Source organism: Acinetobacter sp. R933-2, assembly GCF_030325485.1.
GTDB lineage: Bacteria > Pseudomonadota > Gammaproteobacteria > Pseudomonadales > Moraxellaceae > Acinetobacter > Acinetobacter sichuanensis.
The window spans coordinates 41,584-60,228 of sequence record NZ_JACAIJ010000004.1 but is presented as its reverse complement, the minus strand read 5'-3'; the positions used below and the strand labels follow the sequence as shown (position 1 = coordinate 60,228).

Annotated in this window: 16 protein-coding genes and 1 pseudogene; 6 read left to right on the top strand and 11 right to left on the bottom strand. The window is 34.1% G+C overall.

Annotation, left to right across the window (positions count from 1 at the left end; genetic code table 11):
- Positions 1–197 precede the first annotated feature (197 nt).
- Both HX005_RS05815 and HX005_RS05810 read left to right on the top strand, forming a co-directional pair.
- The gene (locus HX005_RS05815) at positions 198–1,076 is read left to right on the top strand and encodes an SDR family oxidoreductase (RefSeq protein ID WP_286376631.1); all 879 of its coding nucleotides are present in this window, start codon (positions 198–200) and stop codon (positions 1,074–1,076) included.
- Between the two features lie 24 nt (positions 1,077–1,100).
- Positions 1,101–2,087 carry a methyltransferase gene (locus HX005_RS05810; RefSeq protein WP_502872723.1) on the top strand — a complete coding sequence of 329 codons (987 nt, stop codon included), beginning with the start codon at positions 1,101–1,103 and terminating at the stop codon, positions 2,085–2,087.
- 47 nt (positions 2,088–2,134) lie between these two features.
- Here the strand turns inward: HX005_RS05810 and katE are convergent, their stop codons facing one another.
- The gene (gene katE, locus HX005_RS05805) at positions 2,135–4,264 is read right to left on the bottom strand and encodes a catalase HPII (protein WP_502872722.1); all 2,130 of its coding nucleotides are present in this window, start codon (positions 4,262–4,264) and stop codon (positions 2,135–2,137) included.
- Between the two features lie 52 nt (positions 4,265–4,316).
- Positions 4,317–5,723 (bottom strand): iron-containing redox enzyme family protein, encoded by a 1,407-nt coding sequence (locus HX005_RS05800; RefSeq protein ID WP_286376630.1) that lies wholly within the window; start codon positions 5,721–5,723, stop codon positions 4,317–4,319.
- 232 nt (positions 5,724–5,955) lie between these two features.
- Here HX005_RS05800 and HX005_RS05795 point away from each other — a divergent pair, with 232 nt between their 5' ends.
- Complete coding sequence (locus HX005_RS05795) at positions 5,956–6,420, top strand: CinA family protein (protein ID WP_286376629.1); 465 nt, start codon at positions 5,956–5,958, stop codon at positions 6,418–6,420.
- Between the two features lie 527 nt (positions 6,421–6,947).
- On the opposite strand, the gene HX005_RS05790 is transcribed toward HX005_RS05795, so the two are convergent.
- Together HX005_RS05790 and HX005_RS05785 are read right to left on the bottom strand one after the other, a co-directional pair.
- Entirely contained in the window at positions 6,948–7,808 is an 861-nt protein-coding gene (locus HX005_RS05790; RefSeq protein WP_286376628.1) for a KGG domain-containing protein, read from the bottom strand.
- A gap of 281 nt (positions 7,809–8,089) precedes the next feature.
- Entirely contained in the window at positions 8,090–8,494 is a 405-nt protein-coding gene (locus HX005_RS05785) for a hypothetical protein (RefSeq protein WP_286376627.1), read from the bottom strand.
- A 423-nt stretch (positions 8,495–8,917) separates the two neighbouring features.
- Here HX005_RS05785 and HX005_RS05780 point away from each other — a divergent pair, with 423 nt between their 5' ends.
- Entirely contained in the window at positions 8,918–9,214 is a 297-nt protein-coding gene (locus tag HX005_RS05780) for a hypothetical protein (protein WP_373431829.1), read from the top strand.
- Between the two features lie 500 nt (positions 9,215–9,714).
- On the opposite strand, the gene HX005_RS05775 is transcribed toward HX005_RS05780, so the two are convergent.
- The 5 genes and pseudogenes from HX005_RS05775 to HX005_RS05755 form a co-directional block, all read right to left on the bottom strand.
- Positions 9,715–10,035 carry a hypothetical protein gene (locus HX005_RS05775; protein WP_286376626.1) on the bottom strand — a complete coding sequence of 107 codons (321 nt, stop codon included), beginning with the start codon at positions 10,033–10,035 and terminating at the stop codon, positions 9,715–9,717.
- A gap of 464 nt (positions 10,036–10,499) precedes the next feature.
- A pseudogene (locus tag HX005_RS05770) lies at positions 10,500–10,670 on the bottom strand (IS5/IS1182 family transposase); the annotation flags it as partial.
- Between the two features lie 147 nt (positions 10,671–10,817).
- Entirely contained in the window at positions 10,818–12,344 is a 1,527-nt protein-coding gene (locus tag HX005_RS05765) for a DHA2 family efflux MFS transporter permease subunit (protein ID WP_286376625.1), read from the bottom strand.
- A gap of 6 nt (positions 12,345–12,350) precedes the next feature.
- Entirely contained in the window at positions 12,351–13,505 is a 1,155-nt protein-coding gene (locus HX005_RS05760; protein ID WP_286376624.1) for an HlyD family secretion protein, read from the bottom strand.
- 323 nt (positions 13,506–13,828) lie between these two features.
- Positions 13,829–14,356, bottom strand: coding sequence for a thioesterase family protein (locus HX005_RS05755; RefSeq protein ID WP_286376623.1), 528 nt, complete (start codon positions 14,354–14,356; stop codon positions 13,829–13,831).
- A 104-nt stretch (positions 14,357–14,460) separates the two neighbouring features.
- Here HX005_RS05755 and hemB point away from each other — a divergent pair, with 104 nt between their 5' ends.
- Together hemB and thiO are read left to right on the top strand one after the other, a co-directional pair.
- Positions 14,461–15,474 carry a porphobilinogen synthase gene (hemB, locus tag HX005_RS05750; protein ID WP_171405154.1) on the top strand — a complete coding sequence of 338 codons (1,014 nt, stop codon included), beginning with the start codon at positions 14,461–14,463 and terminating at the stop codon, positions 15,472–15,474.
- 270 nt (positions 15,475–15,744) lie between these two features.
- On the top strand, positions 15,745–16,860 hold the full coding sequence (thiO, locus tag HX005_RS05745) for a glycine oxidase ThiO (protein WP_286376622.1): 1,116 nt from the start codon (positions 15,745–15,747) through the stop codon (positions 16,858–16,860).
- A gap of 13 nt (positions 16,861–16,873) precedes the next feature.
- On the opposite strand, the gene HX005_RS05740 is transcribed toward thiO, so the two are convergent.
- Positions 16,874–17,767 carry a TIGR01777 family oxidoreductase gene (locus tag HX005_RS05740; RefSeq protein ID WP_286376621.1) on the bottom strand — a complete coding sequence of 298 codons (894 nt, stop codon included), beginning with the start codon at positions 17,765–17,767 and terminating at the stop codon, positions 16,874–16,876.
- A 77-nt stretch (positions 17,768–17,844) separates the two neighbouring features.
- Complete coding sequence (locus HX005_RS05735; RefSeq protein ID WP_286376620.1) at positions 17,845–18,291, bottom strand: ABZJ_00895 family protein; 447 nt, start codon at positions 18,289–18,291, stop codon at positions 17,845–17,847.
- Between the last annotated feature and the right edge of the window lie 354 nt (positions 18,292–18,645).

Genomic DNA, 18,645 nt, shown 5'->3' with positions numbered 1-18,645 from the left:
ATTTCTATAAAAAAATTATTTTAACTATCTATTAAACTACTCCAAATAGATCAGTATTTTTTCATTTTATTTTAAAATAATAATTACAATTAAGTACAAAAAATAAACACTTAAAACTAATCGTAGATATAGTTACTACCAAAACTTACAACATTTCCAAGCATTATTTAAATTCATACCATAAAAGGATTTTTAATATGAATCACAAATCACAAAACTATCCTCAATCGGCTCCTGCACAAGAGCAATCTCATCAACCTGGTCAACAAAGTCAAATGCATCCTGAACCAGAAATCATTAAAAGTACTCATCAAGGTAGTAATAAGTTAAAAGATAAAGTAGCTTTAATTAGTGGAGGAGATAGTGGCATAGGTCGTTCAATAGCAGTCTTGTTTGCACGTGAAGGTGCAAAAATTGCTATACTCTACTTGGAAGAACAAGACGATGCTCAGAAAACTAAACAACTCGTAGAACAAGAAGGTCAAGAGTGCTTATTAATTAAAGGTGATATTTGTGATCCTCAAACATCTATAACAGCTGTTTCAGATACTCTTCAAACATTTGGTAAAATTAATATATTAATTAATAATGCGGGTGTACAGTATCAACAAAAAGATTTGAATGATATCAGTATCGAACAACTTAAAAAAACATTTAATACCAATATTCTCTCTATATTTCATTTAACTAAAATGACACTTCCTCATTTAAATGAGGGTGATTGTATTATTAATACTACAAGTATTACGAGTTATCATGGACATGATGAATTGATTGACTATGCCAGTACAAAGGGCGCAATAACTACCTTTACGCGAAGTTTATCGACAAATTTGATGAAACAGAAAAAAGGAATTCGCGTCAATGGAGTTGCTCCTGGTCCAATTTGGACACCATTAATTCCAAGCAGTTTTGATGCTAAAACTGTAGAGAAATTTGGTCAAACTACTCCAATGGGGAGAATGGGGCAACCAAGTGAAGTTGCGCCTGCCTATCTATTTCTTGCTTCGGATGATGCCAGTTATATTACAGGTCAAGTAATCCATGTAAATGGTGGAGAGATCGTAAACGGTTAATAAACCTCCTTTGGAAGTTTTTTTATGCATGGATTTAACATGATATATGAGTTACAAAGTGAACATATATTCTACAATGTCTTATTAAATCTCTTAACGTTTTTAAAAAATAAACATTATGAATTTACAGTGATCACTCCATTAACCCACCAACGTATTTTAAATCGCAGAAAAAAACCTAATATTTCTACGATTAGTTTACGAGATATTTTTGGTTGGAATTTGCCTTTTGAAGCCAACGATCTAGAATCCCAACTGTTTAGTCAACTTCTGAACACTGGATTAATCTCTTTGCAAAATGGGAAATATATTAGTCAAATTCGTATCGCATCTTTAGCTGATGAATTATTTATTCATTCCGCTTTTCCTACAGATGAACAAAATGCAGTGTTTTTTGGTCCTGATACTTATCGTTTTTATTACCACCTCAAACAATACCTATTAAACCGAAAAACACCTATTCATCAAGCAATTGAATTATGTTGTGGTACTTCAGCTGTTGCTTTATCTATAGCAAAAAAATTTCCTTCTATTAATCAAATCATTACTGTAGATTTAAACCCCAAAGCTTTAATGTATAGTCAAATCCATAAAGACTTTATGAAATGCAAGCATATTCTTCCAATTATGGGTGATTTACTGGGTAATATTAACCAAAAATTTGATCTTATATTCGCTAATCCTCCCTACATTATGGATATAAAGCAGCGCCAATATCGACATGGAGGAACTGCACTTGAAGGTTCAGAAATTGCCTTTAAGATATTGGAACAAGGAATTAATAAGCTAACCTCTACAGGCAGTTTATTTTTATATACAGGCATTGCAATAGATGATCAAGGACAAAACAAGTTTTTAGAAAGCTTAAAAATTTGGATACAAAAGCATCCTAATTTTCAATATCATTACGAGGAAGTTGATTCAGATGTATTTGGTGAAGAACTTGATTTGCCTCATTATCAACATATTGAAAGAATTGCTATAGGCATAATCCTCATTGAACACAAGTAGAATTAAACTTTTCATTTATAAAAAAGCCCTTAAAAGGGGCTTATATATTAGGCGGGTATTGCTTCAATCCATGCTTCTCTTGACCAAATACGGTGATGCTGTATACGCTTTTTAAAATCTTCCTGAATATCATTAAAATGATCTTCTATAAATATACCTTCATCTAGCTTTAAACCTAAATACTCAACTAATTGCTTTTTGTCCTGTAAAAATACAATTGGTTTTAGATGTTTATAGGCTTCTAAAATATAATGTTTACTTACTCCATCTGCGAGTATACGATCCAAATTTTCGCCATCAGGTACTATAACACCATCGTAAATAATAGATGGCTCGGCTTTTTGCATTCCATTAGAATCAACGACCTCACCTAACATATCTTTTACAGGACTTAATGTGGGGGTGAGATAATGTACAATTGCATTTTCCTGCTTTGCCCATATTTCAATTTTTTTAAGTGTCTTTGTATTTACTTGATCATGAACTAATACTGCGATTTTACGACCTTGAATATCTTGAGGTATGAATGCCAACATAGATAAACGTTGAGATTTTTCAATAGATACGTTTTCAACTTTTACATCAGATTTAGAAACCTCTATTCCTAAGTTTTTACCCACTTGCTGTGCTAGATCCAAATCAATATTGACTAATATTTCTTGTACTTCTCGCTCTCGTATATGCATTCTTTTCACTTTACTGAGTTCGAAAGTATAAGCATCTACAACATGTTTTTGCTCGTGTGCAGCTAAACTTAAGTAATATAAACGTGCTTGGCTAAAATGATCTGAAAAGGACAAACTACGTTCGCGAATTTTTTTACCATCTATCCGCTCTTGATAGCTTTCAAAACCACCTTGAGTTGGTGCAGAGGGGACTTCCACAGGCCAATTATTATCAATTGAATTGGGTTGATAAGAAGCTTGTCCTTGATGAATAGTCATCTGGTGCATGGCATCACGCTGCTGATTATGAAATGGGCAAACTGGTTTATTAATAGGAATTTGGTGAAAATTAGGTCCGCCTAAACGACTTAACTGCGTGTCGGTATAAGAGAAAAGTCGCGCTTGCAACAACGGATCATTAGTAAAGTCTATTCCAGATACAATATGCCCAGGGCAAAATGCGATTTGCTCTGTTTCAGCAAAAAAATTATCGACATTTCTATTTAATATAAACTTACCTAAAGGTGTCACAGGAACTAATTCTTCAGGGATCAATTTTGTAGGATCAAGTAGATCAAAGTCAAAACGATGCTCATCTTCTTCCTCAATAATCTGAACTCCCAATTCCCACTCAGGATAAAAACCTTGTTCAATCGCTTCGTATAAATCTCGACGATGGAAGTCTGGATCTTTGCCTGCTAATTTTTGTGCTTCATCCCATAAAAGTGCGTTTAAACCCTGTTTAGGTGTCCAATGAAATTTAATGAACCTCCCTTTTCCATGTGGATCAATAAATCGGAAAGTATGTACCCCAAAGCCTTGAATCGAACGTAAATTCCTAGGAATAGCCCGATCAGACATTGCCCACATCACTGTATGTGCAGACTCAGGAACAAGTGAAACAAAATCCCAAAAAGTATCATGAGCTGTTGCACCCGTTGGTATCTCTGTATGAGGCTCAGGTTTTACAGCATGTACAAAATCAGGAAATTTAATTCCATCTTGGACAAAAAATACGGGAGCATTATTTCCTACTAAATCAAAATTACCCTCTTGGGTATAAAATTTAATTGCAAAGCCTCGAATATCACGAACAGTATCCGCTGAACCACGAGATCCTTGAACAGTAGAAAAACGTACAAAAATAGGAGTCTGAATAGTGGAATCTGTTAGAAATGCTGCCTTTGTAAATTTTTCATTGCCTGCATAAGCTTGAAAATAACCATGAGCCCCCACTCCTCGTGCATGAACAATTCTTTCAGGAATACGCTCATGATCAAAATGAGTAATTTTCTCTCTCAGAATAAAGTCTTCTAAAAGCGTTGAACCACGATGACCCACTTTTAAACTATTTTGATTATCTGCAATTTTAACACCTTGATTAGTTGTTAATGCTTGATTGGTTGCATTACTTCTATATCGATCTAACTGTTTAGTTTTTTCTGAGCTCTGGTTATCTTTTGATGTAATAACATCAATATTACTGTGAGTTTTCTTATTTGATTTAGTCATTTGAACAATCCTATTCAACTATATTGCTAATAAAAATCTTAGTTCACTTATTTCATTTGAAGGTATTATCTAAATAGGGAAATAAAATAGCTGCATATTTCTGTGTACTCCATAACCCTATATTACTGTGATGCACATGAGGAGCTAAAAAAGGAATTAGGGTATTGAGAGTTAATCCTGAATGAGAAGTTTCTGCTATCTGCTGTTTCAAAATATCAAATTCAGCAACATTTAAGTAACTTAAGTCAGCATTATGAAAATTCAAATCAGCACTTTTGAATAAATTGGTTGGCAATGCTTCTGTTGAAACTTCGCCTGCTATCCAATCATGAATAATTCGCCTTTCAGCTGGTGTAAATACACCATACATTTTGCCATCAGGATAATGGATCATTTTCCAAAATGGACTTTCTTCAGGTTCAGCATTTAATTTAATCCATTTTTTATTAATTAATGTTTGAATAAAATCAGCTATTTGTTCAGGTTTTCCCAACCATTGATTAACCGTTTTACATGCAATAACTTTTTGATCATTATGTATAAACTGTCCCATCTGTGCCTTTTTCTTAAATATTTGCAGTACAAAATGTTCGGTGTTTAAATTTTTAATAATTTGTGTGGATGATATACCTAAATTATTTAAAGCATATCCTTGTTTAACACGATTTAAAAAATCATCTTTATTTTTAAAACCTTTGTATACTTGTTCTAAAACTTTTAGAGACTTATGTGCATGTCCATTGGCTAAATTATCGATGGTAATATGTAAATTAAAATATTTGGCGTCTATCCCTAATTCTTTTAACTCATAATTAGAAATTAACAAATGTAATGGAAGTTGTTCATAACCTAGATTAAATCCAATAATTTCAGGAATAAATTCTGGAGGTGCATAAGCAAGTGCGAGTTGAACTACAGCATTGTGATAATAGGCATCATCCAAATAGTATTCAAAATCTTCTAAACCTAAGCTATGCAATAGATTATTATAAATGCATACATGGTTTGATTTCTCGTACCCCCCACCTAATTCTTCTAAATAAATTAAAATTAATTCATGAAATTCAATGTCATGCCAATATTTTATAACACTATACAACCAAGCACCATCCACTTTTTTAGTAGGTGCAACCTTAATTAAAAATTCAAATGCCTGTGCTATATTTACAAAATATTGCCGTTGGGCTCCTTCCTGTCTTTTTTTTAAATAATCCTGATATTCCAAACATACTTTAGTATTTTCATTCAGATACCATCTTTTAAATTCTTCAATTTCATTAGGTAAAGAAGACTCAGACTGCCCAATATGCTCTAATTCATACCTTAATAGTTCAGTTGCTTTATTCTGTTTTAAATGACAAGAAATATTACCATCTAAAAAGAAATTGAATAATTCATAAAAATTTTTATTTTGTTCTTGAAGTAACTCTAATAACCTTTGTTTCACAACAACTGACATTTTCATTCTCCAAAAGGAATATATAAAATACATTACGTTAGGTAATACTTTTTAAAGCTTATTTTTTGTTAAGAAACATTAACAAAATTAATAATAAAAATAGCAATATCATTTAAAATCAAAAATATACAAAAAATAGATTTTACATAATTACATTTTGAATTATTTTAAATTAGTAATTTTATAAAAATTTTATCAATAATAAAGTAACGAGAAATTATTGGAGTAGTTTATGTTTAAGAAATTATGTCATCATCTATCCGATAAAAAATTAAGCTTATTTTTTATAGAAAGTGCTTCAGCAGGATATCTGTCCTATAAATTTTCTCTTAGTCCTTTTTCTGGAGATATATTAAAGGGAGGTTTGGTTTGTTATGATCTTAAAATAAAAGAAAAATTTCTAAAAATACCACCTAATATTATTAAAAAACATACAGCTGAGTCTAAAAAAGTTACACAGAAATTAATAAGTTATAGTAAGAAAAAATTTAATGCTGATATTTACATTTCATGTACTGGACTACTAAAACCAGGAGGTTCAGAAAATAATAAAAAACCAGTTGGTACTTTTTTTTACTGTATTTACTATAATAATAAAATATACAGTTATAAAAAAATTTATAAAGGAAAACCAGAAAAAAAACTAAGAAAACTATTAAACGATATTTGTAATCATTTAATTAAAATCACTCAATAAATATTCGATCTATCTCATCAATAAATTGATTAATTATTCTTAATCAGTAAAAAATATATAATCTCTTATCTATATCTATTAATTATAATATTTTAATGTGATCTTATTTACAACAATCAAAAAAAACAAACGGGCTAAAAGAATTATTATGGAAATACCTAATATAATCATAAGTAAAAAATTTCCATTGTAACAATCTTATTTTCACAACATCTAAATTTTTAAAAACTTTATTTTCTTATATTAATATTCTATTCATGTAATATTTAAATTGTTTTAAGATCTAAAATTAAATAGGTAGAAGATTTGATTAAACCTTCTACCTTCAGGCTTATTACATCATTATTATTTATTAGGTGATGAAGAAGACTTATTTTTCTTCTCTTCAAGTTGACGCTTTTTCATAAATTTGTAACAGCAACATGAAGCTAAACCTAATCCTACTAAAGTAAAAATTTTCATCTCTAATATCCTTTATAAAACTCGATTTGATTCAATTAACAATTAAAAATCAAATTTTTAATATTTTATTCAGCAACGAATCGACCATATTCATCTCGTTTTCGATTTTGAATATTTCTTGATGAGTTCTGTCCAGAATATGAATGATGGTTATCATCGTCATCATAGCGACTACGACGTCCACGGTTATCATCGTCATCATGGCTGCGGCGTCCGTAGTTATTATCATCGTCATCATAGCGACTACGACGCCCGCGGTTATCATCGTCATCACGGCTACGGCGTCCACGGTTATCATCGTCATCATAGCGACTACGACGCCCGCGGTTATCATCGTCATCATAGCGACTACGACGTCCATAGTTATCATCGTCATCACGGCTACGGCGTCCACGGTTATCATCGTCATCATAGCGACTACGACGCCCACGGTTATCATCGTCATCATAGCGACTACGACGTCCATAGTTATCATCGTCATCACGGCTACGGCGTCCACGGTTATCATCGTCATCACGGCTACGACGTCCGTAGTTATCATCGTCATCACGGCTACGGCGTCCACGGTTATTATCGTCATCACGGCTACGACGTCCGTAGTTATCATCGTCATCACGGCTACGGCGTCCACGGTTATTATCGTCATCATAGCGACTACGACGCCCGCGGTTATCATCGTCATCATAGCGACTACGACGTCCGTAGTTATCATCGTCATCACGGCTACGGCGTCCACGATTATCATCATTTATATGACTTTTAGCCCCAGCACGTCGTGCTTCTTCAGAGGTAAACTCATGAGCATTACCACTAGCATGAGCTGCTCTCCCTCCTTTAGCAGCAATTTCCCTTTGTAATTCTGGATCCATACTTGCAAAACCGCGCTTAGAAGTGTTGTCTTCATAATCATCATGTATATTAGCCATGGTGTCTAAACTCCTTTTTAAATAAATTAATCGATTTCGTTTTTAAATAAAATCGACAAACCAACTTTAAACTTTCTATTAAAAATAAAAACCTTCTAAATGTTTCATATATTAAATATGTAAATTCCAAAACAATAAAAGACATTGATATCCAACAAATTAAATTAATAAAAAATGAAAATAAAAAATAATGAGATACAAACAGGAAAATAAAAAAAATAAAAAATTACAACAAACCCACATGAAAATAAAAAATTACAAATTATAAAAATAAAAAAAAATTAATTATTTTTAAAATAATTAATTATATCCTCACTTGTATCATCTACTTTTGGAGGTATATCTTTATCAAAAATATAAAGTTTATGATCTAATGGTGGATATTTCTCTCTCCCACCTATCGTTATTCTTTCAACAAAACCTGCTAACCAGAGTATAAATTCTTGTTTATTTTTAAAATCAGGTAAAATACTAAGATCAATTTTTAATTTATAATATTTAATAGAATTAGTGAATAATTCATTAAAATCAATATAATTCACCACTAGCTTAATATCTGATTCTTTAATTTCTTTACGTAATTCAATCATTATATTATTTAAATCTTCCAATATATTATTAGAAAACCCATTTTTACATTCCACTTTATTATAAATACTCTCCGCAATTTTTAAAAATTTTGGCATATCCTTATTCCTAAGTAAAATTTATGGATAAAACGTATATTTTGACAACAAAATAGTTAAATTATGTATCTTTTCTTTATAGTTTATTTAATATATTATCTATGGAATTACACATTAAAAAATAACAAGTATCATTTTTCAAATTTAACGTGATATCAATATCATTATTTAAAATAAAAACTTAAAAATAACACCTAATAAAAAATTAAACTTAACAATGAAAATAAAAATGTTTCAAATTATATTTTTAATAAAATATTTTATAAATATGTAAAAGCAATTAAAATAAAAACCTTATATTTCAGAACAATAATAAAATTCAAGATTACAAAAAAATAAAATGTAACAGCTCTGTTTTTTATAAAAATTTTAATATGTTAATTCTAATATTTCTAATTTTATAAGTTACATGGAGTATAGAAAATGACTATGAATGATCATCAAAATGAGCATCGCATACCACATGATTGGCGTACTGACTATGCAAATCGCCCCTACTATGGCGATATTCAAAGAGAATTACCTGATGTAGACTATGACAAGGATCTTCGTTCAGCTTATGAGTTAGGACAAAATGCACGTAGCCAATATGGTGAAAATGCAAAATTTGAGGATTCAGAAAGTGATTTACGAACTAAATGGGAAGAACTAAAAGCAGAGTCACGCCTAAAATGGGAACATGCTAAACATGCAGTGAAGGATGCTTGGGATAAACTGTAATTTCTAATAAGATTCAAGCCATACTTATTGTAAGTATGGCTTGATTTAGAAAATTTGAATTAATTCATGTTTTGCCTTATTACAATTATTTTAAGAAATAATGTGCATTGAAAATAGTTCCATATTTAAGCCTAGTCTAGCTCTTACAAATTTACTGTACGTATTCTTTCTATAAAAACACTTTCTTTGTTAATATAATTACTTCCATGTTCAAATCCTAAAATAGGATTTGAACTCGAATTAATTTCAGGCATAAAATGTGTTTAAATCTTTTGGGTAACGATTGGGTAATAAATTAATTTTTAATGTTTAATTGCTTTTAAAATTAATTGGTTAGAGAATGTGTTCATCTGACGCCATCGCAAAATATGCCAAGTTTTAAAGATAAAAGGCTTGATTCTAAAGGGATTAAGCCTTTTTTCTTGCCTGAACATAACCAAACATAAATAGTTATAGTGTACATACACCGTGCACACTGTCTTGTACATTGCACATTTTATTTATTCAACTTCACCTGTCACAGGGTTATAGCTCCCCATCATTCGTCCTGAAGGATCATAAAGTACAATTTCTTCAACACCTTCAAACTCAGCATAACGTTGATTTACCAAACGAAATAATCTGTTTGGATCATAAGCCTCAATCTCATCTTCAATTTGTTCGACCTCATAATCAGAACATGTTTTTGTAAACTCCAGTAAAGCTTGCTCCAAACGTTCTGCATTCACTTCATAATCTGGGTTAATACCACCACGTAAATCCGCACGATAAGGTAACCAGTCTGTCGCATAGGTCTTCAAAATAAATACAACTTTATTCATTTCAAAATAAATATAAACAAAAAAACCATCCTCTGTAAAAATTTTATTGCCATTTTCTAATAAAAGAGTTGAGCCATTAATATCAATTGTATAAGGAAGTTTTTTTTCTGCATGATTAAACTTATAAAATAATTGATACCAATAGTTACTCTGCTTATAATCATCCTGATCTGAAACTGAATATTTTTCAAAATTATAATCAATTGAAGAACTTTCTTTAGTTTCTGCATTATCATATAGTTCTATAAGTTTTGGAAAAAAACCCCATACTTTTCTAATATTATTAGTAAGCTACATAAGTTATTAATTAATTGATCTTTAATAGAATCATCTTCTATCGAGTTTATTTCTTTCGTAAACACCCATGTTCCAAAAGGTTTTCCAAATATTACCATTGTGTTTTCTCAACTAAAATCAAAACCATAAATCTCTTTCACCTGACTAGAAAACCCCCTTGCTGTTCATTTATCTTCTAAAAGTTTGATACAATGTATCTTGATTTCAACCAAACTACGTTGATGATAACTAGACCATTTTTTTCCAAGGTGATCTTCCAAACCTTTGACTATTTTCAATAATTCATTTCGCTTTATAGATCTCGCTTGCTCATCTTTTCAAGGCTTTGCATTTTTTTTGGTGAGCTATTTTGACCAATATTGTTTGCTGATTTCTTTGGATGGTTCGATTGTTCAAGTCACATGAGAATGTATTCAAAATACCTCTATTTTTATTTAGAGACAAAAAAAGCCCGATAAATATCGGGCTTTCTAGACAGCTATTTATTAATGTGAATGCCCTGCCCCCACATTACCTTTTGGTCTTGGGCATAACCAAATGATTAAACCTGCGAAAATAAAAACCATCGCAAAGATTAAAAACACATGATTCACTGAAATGGTTAAAGCTTCTTTATCCACCAAGTTTGAAATTGTACCAAGTGCCATTTCTGGGCTAAAGCCGCTATTGACCAAATTCCGCTGAGTCTCTTCAACATGCATTGTAGAAACAATTTCGCTGCGTGCTATTTTGGTATGATCATCCCAAATCGTTACCGCAATGGATGCCCCTATCGCTCCTGCCATCGTTCGCATAAAGTTCATTAAACCTGCTGCTGAAGCAACTTCATCAGGGTGTACCACACCCAATGCAATATTTGAAAGGGGAATAAAGAAAAATGGTACCGCAAAACCTTGAATAATTTGCGGTAATGCCAATGCCATAAAGTCAGCATCACTGGTCCAGAATGACCGCATCAAGGTCACGCCACCCAAAATCATGAGACCAAAACTCGACAAAGCTCGTGGGTCATATTTGGTGGCTAACTTCGCCACAATAGGTGACATCATCAAACTACCAAAACCCATAGTTGCAGTCAGATAACCTGCCCAAGACGCGGTATATCCTAAGTTAATCTGTAACCATTGTGGAATGAGCACAATACTGCCAAAGAATGCCGCGAAGGCAAAAGCAAGAGATAAGGTCGCAATGGTAAAACCACGATATCTAAAGATTTGAATATTCACAATTGGATGTTTTTCGTAATATTCCCAAATAAAGAAAGCAATAAAACCAACCACTAAAATAACGGCTAAAGCACAAATTAGACCACTACTAAACCAATCTCGTTCATGCCCCAAATCGAGCATTAACTGTAAAGCGCCGATCCAAACTATCAGCAAAGCCAAGCCAATCCCATCAATCGGCAATTTTGCAGTTGGTGTTTCCGCAACTTTGAGCAGACGCATAACACCTACAGCACACAACAATCCTACAGGAATATTGATAAAGAAAATCCAATGCCATGACCAGTTATCACTGATCGTACCGCCTAAAATCGGTCCTAAAATTGGACCTACGACAGTCGTCATTGCCCACATTCCCATGGCTTGCGAATGCTTTTCAGGAGGGAAAATATGCATCAGTAAAGTTTGGCTGAGTGGCATAATCGGTCCACCAAACAAACCTTGACCAATACGACAAATTACCAACATTGCTAAACTATTTGATAAACCACATAAAATTGAAAATGTTGTAAATCCAATCAAACAAATGCTAAAAACGCGAACAGCGCCAAAACGCCCTGCCAACCATCCAGTTAATGGAACACAAATTGCTTCAGCAACCGCATAAGAGGTAATCACCCAAGTTCCTTGCGAACTTGAAACTGCCAAACTACCTGTAATATGAGGAACAGATACATTGGCAATGGTCATATCTAAGACGACCATAAAGTTTGCCAATGCCAAGAAAAAGGCAGCCAGTAATAACTTAGCGCCCTTTAACTCACCTTGAAATGTTGAGCTGTTCATAGGCGATTACTTCGCTGATGAGGTATCAACCTCGGCTGTCATCGATAATCCTACACGTAAAGGGTGCTCTGCTAACTCTTTTGGATCTAACTTGATACGCACAGGTAAACGCTGTACCACTTTAATCCAATTTCCTGTGGCGTTTTGTGCAGGAATCAAAGCAAATGCAGAACCCGTCCCCCCAGAAAAACCAATTACAGTGCCATGATATTCAACTTTTTTACCGTATAAATCTGAAGTTAAAGTCGCTTTCTGTCCGACTTTCACATTTTGTAATTGGCTTTCTTTAAAGTTTGCATCGACGTACAACTCAGACAATGGCACAATTTTCATTAGACTTGCACCAAGAGCAACACGCTGTCCAACTTGAATATTACGACGTGCAATCACCCCATCCAATGGCGCTTTGATCTCTGTACGCTCTAAATCTAAAAGTGCCTGATCAAGTTTGGCTTGAGCCACTAAAACATCTGGTGTTGATGTTTGTGATGTACCTTTAATGAGTGCTTCATTTGCATCTAAATTACTTTGTGCTGCTTTACGTTTTGATTCTGCTTGAGCTAAAAAGGCTTTAGCAACATCGACACTGGCTTTTGCATTATTCAAAGCACTTTGTGACTTGGTAAATTCTTCTTTAGAAATCGCTCCTGAAGCACTTAATTGTTGACGACGGGCAAACTCTTGCTGTGCTTGCTGATAACCCACTTCAGCTTGTGCCACTTGTGCTTTTGCACTGTTAATATCATCAGCACTGACTAAAATTTGTGAAGATAATGAACTGCTATTTGCTGAGCTTTGTGTATATTGACGTTTCGCTTTCGTCAACTCTGCCTCTGCCTGTGCAACTGCGATTTTGGCATCACGATTGTCAATTATCGCTAAGACATCCCCTTTCTTGACTTGCTGTGTATCACTTACCAGCACTTTTTCAACTTGACCACTGACCATTGAGGTAATTTCAGCAGTTTCAGCCCCAACATATGCATTGTCAGTTTCAACCTTATTTCCGAAAAAAAATGTCCAAAGTGCATATAAGATGCCAATAACAAGCACCAATAATGCAAATATTTTCAGCATTTTTTTACGTTTTTGTTTTGCTTCATCATCTGCTGGAGATGGAGTTTCATTTGGGGAGGCATTCGTCATCTGCGCTTCAGTCATCGCATATTCCTAGCTTTTAGGAACCTCATCACCACATTACATCAAACTAGAGATCGAACTGAATCATGGTTTTAATGTTCAAAATCACTTGAAATGATGCCAATGAAAGCGTCAAGGTTGTTTTAAAAATGTGGGGGTCAATTTTACAGGTAAAAATCATAATATGAGAATAAAAATATTTACTCTAGAGTTTATTGGTTGATTTTATAGAAAACTATTGATATTCATCTTATTTTTTTGCAAAACTCAGTGATCAAAATCTAAATTTCGACCACTTATATTGACAGAATAAATACAATGTGTACTGGGCAGTACACTATTTTTTAGTAAGCATATGAAGCAATCGCTGTTGCTATCGCCTTACCCTCATCATTCACCATGGTCATACGCATGGTGCAGCCTTTACGCCCCATTCTCAACGTTTCAGCTTTAGCAATAAAAAACTTTCCACGACCCGGTGATAAATAATCGACACGCATATCTATAGTGGCTAAACGAGAAACCTTTTTCAAGGTATCAGGCAATTGATCAGGTTCAGCTCTTTTATATAACTCACCCATTGCCACAATTCCACCAATACTGTCGAGTAAAGTTGCAGCGACGCCACCATGTAAAATTTGAAATGCAACATTGCCAATCAAAAAAGGTTGCATTTCAATGTAGCCTTCGATTTCATCATTGACCACACGCATTTGCATGGTGTTATGTGCAAAATAAGGTGAACTATTAAATGCTTTGGTTAACTGTTTCAGAACAACATTTAAATCAGCTTTAGCGCCTAGATGTAAATTTCCAGTCCACTTTTTTTGTGACTCGCTCGAGGTCGAATCAATTTTAGGAGAATCACTCATAATAAATACAAAACCAATCTTAAGAAAAAAATGCAGCTTTTCCCCAAAAAATATGTGAAAGGGCTACAATAATGCTTAGTTTAATACTGAATATTGAGATTGTTATGACTTATACGTTCAATCGTCCTGCTTTTCCAGCCACTCGTATGCGCCGTATCCGTAAAAATGACAAGCTCCGTGCCATGGTCAGAGAAACTCAACTCACAGCAGATCATCTCATTTATCCAGTATTTGTACTTCCTGGGCAAAATCAAACCCAAGATGTACCTAGTATGCCAAACGTACAACGTTTATCTGCGGATTTATTGTTGAAAAAAGCAGAAACTTTGTTAGAACTTGGTGTATCTAAACTCGCATTATTTCCAGTAACACCACAAGAAGATAAAAGCTTAACCGCTGAAGCTGCATGGCACGAAGACGGTTTAGTGCAAAATACCTTACGTTTACTAAAAAAAGAACTACCAGAAATGGTTCTAATTACAGATGGTGCATTAGATCCATACACAACGCATGGTCAAGATGGCATCATTGATGATACGGGTTATGTACTAAATGATGAAACCGTACAATGTCTAATTAAACAGTCACTTAGTCATGCTGAAGCAGGTGCAGATGTTATTGCACCAAGTGATATGATGGATGGACGTATTGGTGCAATTCGTCAAGCTTTAGAAAGCAATGGTCATATTTATACGAGCATTATGGCGTATTCAGCAAAATATGCGTCTAGCTTCTATGGCCCTTTCCGTGATGCTGTTGGTTCTTCATCCAACCTTAAAGGTGGTAATAAATATAACTATCAAATGGATGTCGGTAACCGTGCAGAAGCTTTACATGAAATCGCTTTAGATATTCAAGAAGGCGCTGACATGGTGATTGTTAAACCTGGTATGCCTTATCTAGATGTCGTCCGTGAAGTCAAAGACACTTTTGGCGTGCCTACTTTTGTTTATCAAGTCAGTGGTGAATATGCGATGTTGGCTGCTGCCATTCAAAATGGTTGGCTTTCTGAAAGCGTGATTATGGAATCACTCATGTGCTTCCGCCGCGCAGGTGCAGATGGAATTTGGACGTACTATGCAGAACAAGCAGCACGCCAGTTAAAAGAGATGAAGTAAGACTTTCTACTTCTTATTTTTTAATTTAAATTCTACTCAGTATTTAATTCGCGGTAGGTGGCATGGATGCCACCGTTGGACTGGGGGAAAAGGAATTCCCCTCAGTCCAACAAAAGATTTTTGTTACTTTTTATCTCTGAAAAGTAAGGAATTACCTACGCAAAGGTACATGCCCTCAAATCAATATTTGTGGTTGTACTCATTTTTTAGTGTTATGAGTTGAAATCTAATCCAGATCATTTCAACTTAAAAAAAGTGGTATTGATTTTCATGCATATCGCCATCATTGGTGCAGGAGTAAGTGGCTTACTCACCGCCCTCGAACTTGTTGAACAAGGTTGCACAGTCACCATATTTGACCAACAACATGCAGGTCATGCAGCCTCATGGGCAGGTGGAGGAATTCTTTCTCCAATGTATCCTTGGCGTTATCCACGAGAAGTGAATCATCTCGCACAACATGGTAAACAACTCTATCAAGATTGGAATCAAAAACTTTTGCCTGAAACAGGTATTGATTTTGAAATTCATGAAACAGGAATGTTGATCTTTGATGAAGCTGATTTTGAAATTGGTTTGAATTACAAAGACCAATACCAAGAACCGATGCAACATTGTGAGTATTTACAACGTGAATCACTGGAAGCCGTTAACCCACATATTGCCGAACAATTCCAACATGCAATTTATTTCCCACACTTAGCAAATGTGCGTAATCCAAGATTACTCAAATCATTAATTTCATATTTAAAACAGCATCCTAATGCCGAAGTGATTGAAAATACTTGGATTGAAAAATTTAATCTGCAAAATAATCAAATTCAGTCTATTCAAACCTCAAATGGTCAACATTTTGCAGCAGATCAATTTGTGATGACGACAGGTGCTTGGTCAAACACATGGTCAACACAGCTAAAATGCAGCATTCCCGTTGAGCCTGTGCAGGGGCAAATGATGCTTTTTAAAACCCCTGAAAATTGGTTACCCACCATGTGTATGAACAATGTCATGTACCTTATTCCCCGTATGGATGGACATGTTGTATGTGGCTCAAGCATGAATCATCTTGGTTTTGACCAACGTCCAAGCATTCAAACACAGCAAAATATTTATAAAGCCTGCCTTGAAATGGTGCCTGAACTCGCCAATTTCCCAATCGTAAAACAATGGGCGGGCTTAAGACCAAGTTCACCTACAGGCATTCCTTATATTGGGCAAATGCCTGACATAGAAAACCTTTGGGCAAATTTTGGGCATTATCGCAATGGGCTTTGTATGGGTCCTGCATCAGCATGCTTACTGCGTCAGATGATGCTCAAACAAGACACTATAGTTGACCCACATGCCTATTCAACTCAACGTTTAGTTTCACTTGAAACAGTATAATGATGCAAAATCATCAATGGATAATTTGTTTTAAGGCACTGTTCAAGTCTGCATATTTAAATTTAAAGCCTTCATTCAGTAAGGCTTTGGGTTGCACATATTGCCCATTTAACACCAATTGAGATTGTTCACCCATCAAAAGCTTCATCACAAAACTGGGTAATGGCAAAAATGGTTTACGCTTGAACACTTTGCTAGCAACATTCACAAATTTCATTTGGTCAATATGATCAGGTGCAACCACATTATAAATTTTCTGGTCTGATTTGCTTTGAAATAAAAATAAAATCGCTTGAATGACATCATCAATATGCACCCAAGTCATAGGTTGGCGCCCTGATCCAATTCGCCCGACTAAATTTAATTTAATTGGCAATAACATTTGTGGAAGAATGCCGCCATTTTTGCCAAATACGACGCCTAAACGCATGATTTTGGTGTTTTTCAATGGATCAGACAACGCTTCAGCTTCCCATTTTTGGCAAAGTTCAGACATAAAAATCGCTTGAGGAGATGAAGATTCATCACAAACATTTAACCATTGCTCATTCAAATCAATCCCATAATAGCCAATCGCAGAACCTGAAATAATACATTTAGGCTTAATTTGATATTGTGCGAGCGCTTGATACAATTTTTTTGTGGTATCAACTCGGCTTTGCAGTAGTTTTTGTTTTCGTGCTGCTGTCCAACGACCTTGACCAATACTCTCACCTGCCAAATTCACCACATAATCTAGTGAAATATTTTCGAGTGCAGTGAGTGAATCAATCCATTGTAAATTTACATGGTTTGAAATATGCATTTTCCGTGACAATGCAATGACCTGAAAATGATGCTGTAACAAATAGCGCAACAAATGGCTGCCAATAAAACCTGTTGCACCAGTAACTAAAACGGTCTGCATGAATGAAATACTCTTTTGATTATTATAAATTCCATTCAAGCATACTTTTTAAACACTCATAAAGCTGCTTTATTTACCTATGAAAACATTTTCGCTGCCATACGTTGCGCCTGTTTACCATAAAACCAGTAAGTAATCAGAAATAATGGAATCGCTAACATCAATAACATCATTGCCGAAATCATTAAAAATTGTGGGCTTTGCATATAGAGTAAAAAATTATTCCAGACTTCAGCATCATGACGTGCAAAAATCATCACCCCAATGAAGATGCCAATAAAATTATATGTCCAAAAAATCAGACTAAACCCGATAGAGAATTTTTTTTGTTCTGCTTTACTTGGAGCGCGCTTTTGCTGCTTTAGAAATAAGTGTAAAACAATAATCATAGAAATCAGATAAGGTAATGCCGTTAAAACACCTGCAACCTGACTAGGTAATAAAGCGACCAAAACGCCAACCACCATTGTCAACATCAAACAAAGTACAAAAAACCATAAAAAATATTTACTTAGTGATGTCATATGGGAATTTCCACAACTCAAAAATACATTATAGGAAAATTTTTTAATTTTTTTTCACTTTCTTGTCAACCAAAGCAAAAGAGCTGTCGTTATATAAGTATAAGGTTGCAGCAACCGCGAACAATTTGCACTGGCATCCGCAGATTTGACTCGGTAACCTTCTATCCCATGAGACCTATAAACTCATGCTTCTTATAATTTGATTTGGAACAGCAGCCTAAATCAAATTAAGCGAAGTATTTTGACCGACGATTTATTCATCACTCGAATCGTCGGTTTATTTTTGTCTGTAAATTCTGTTTTTTGATGCTCAATCATTTTCTCATCGAATCACTCAAATTCAAAGATTAAACA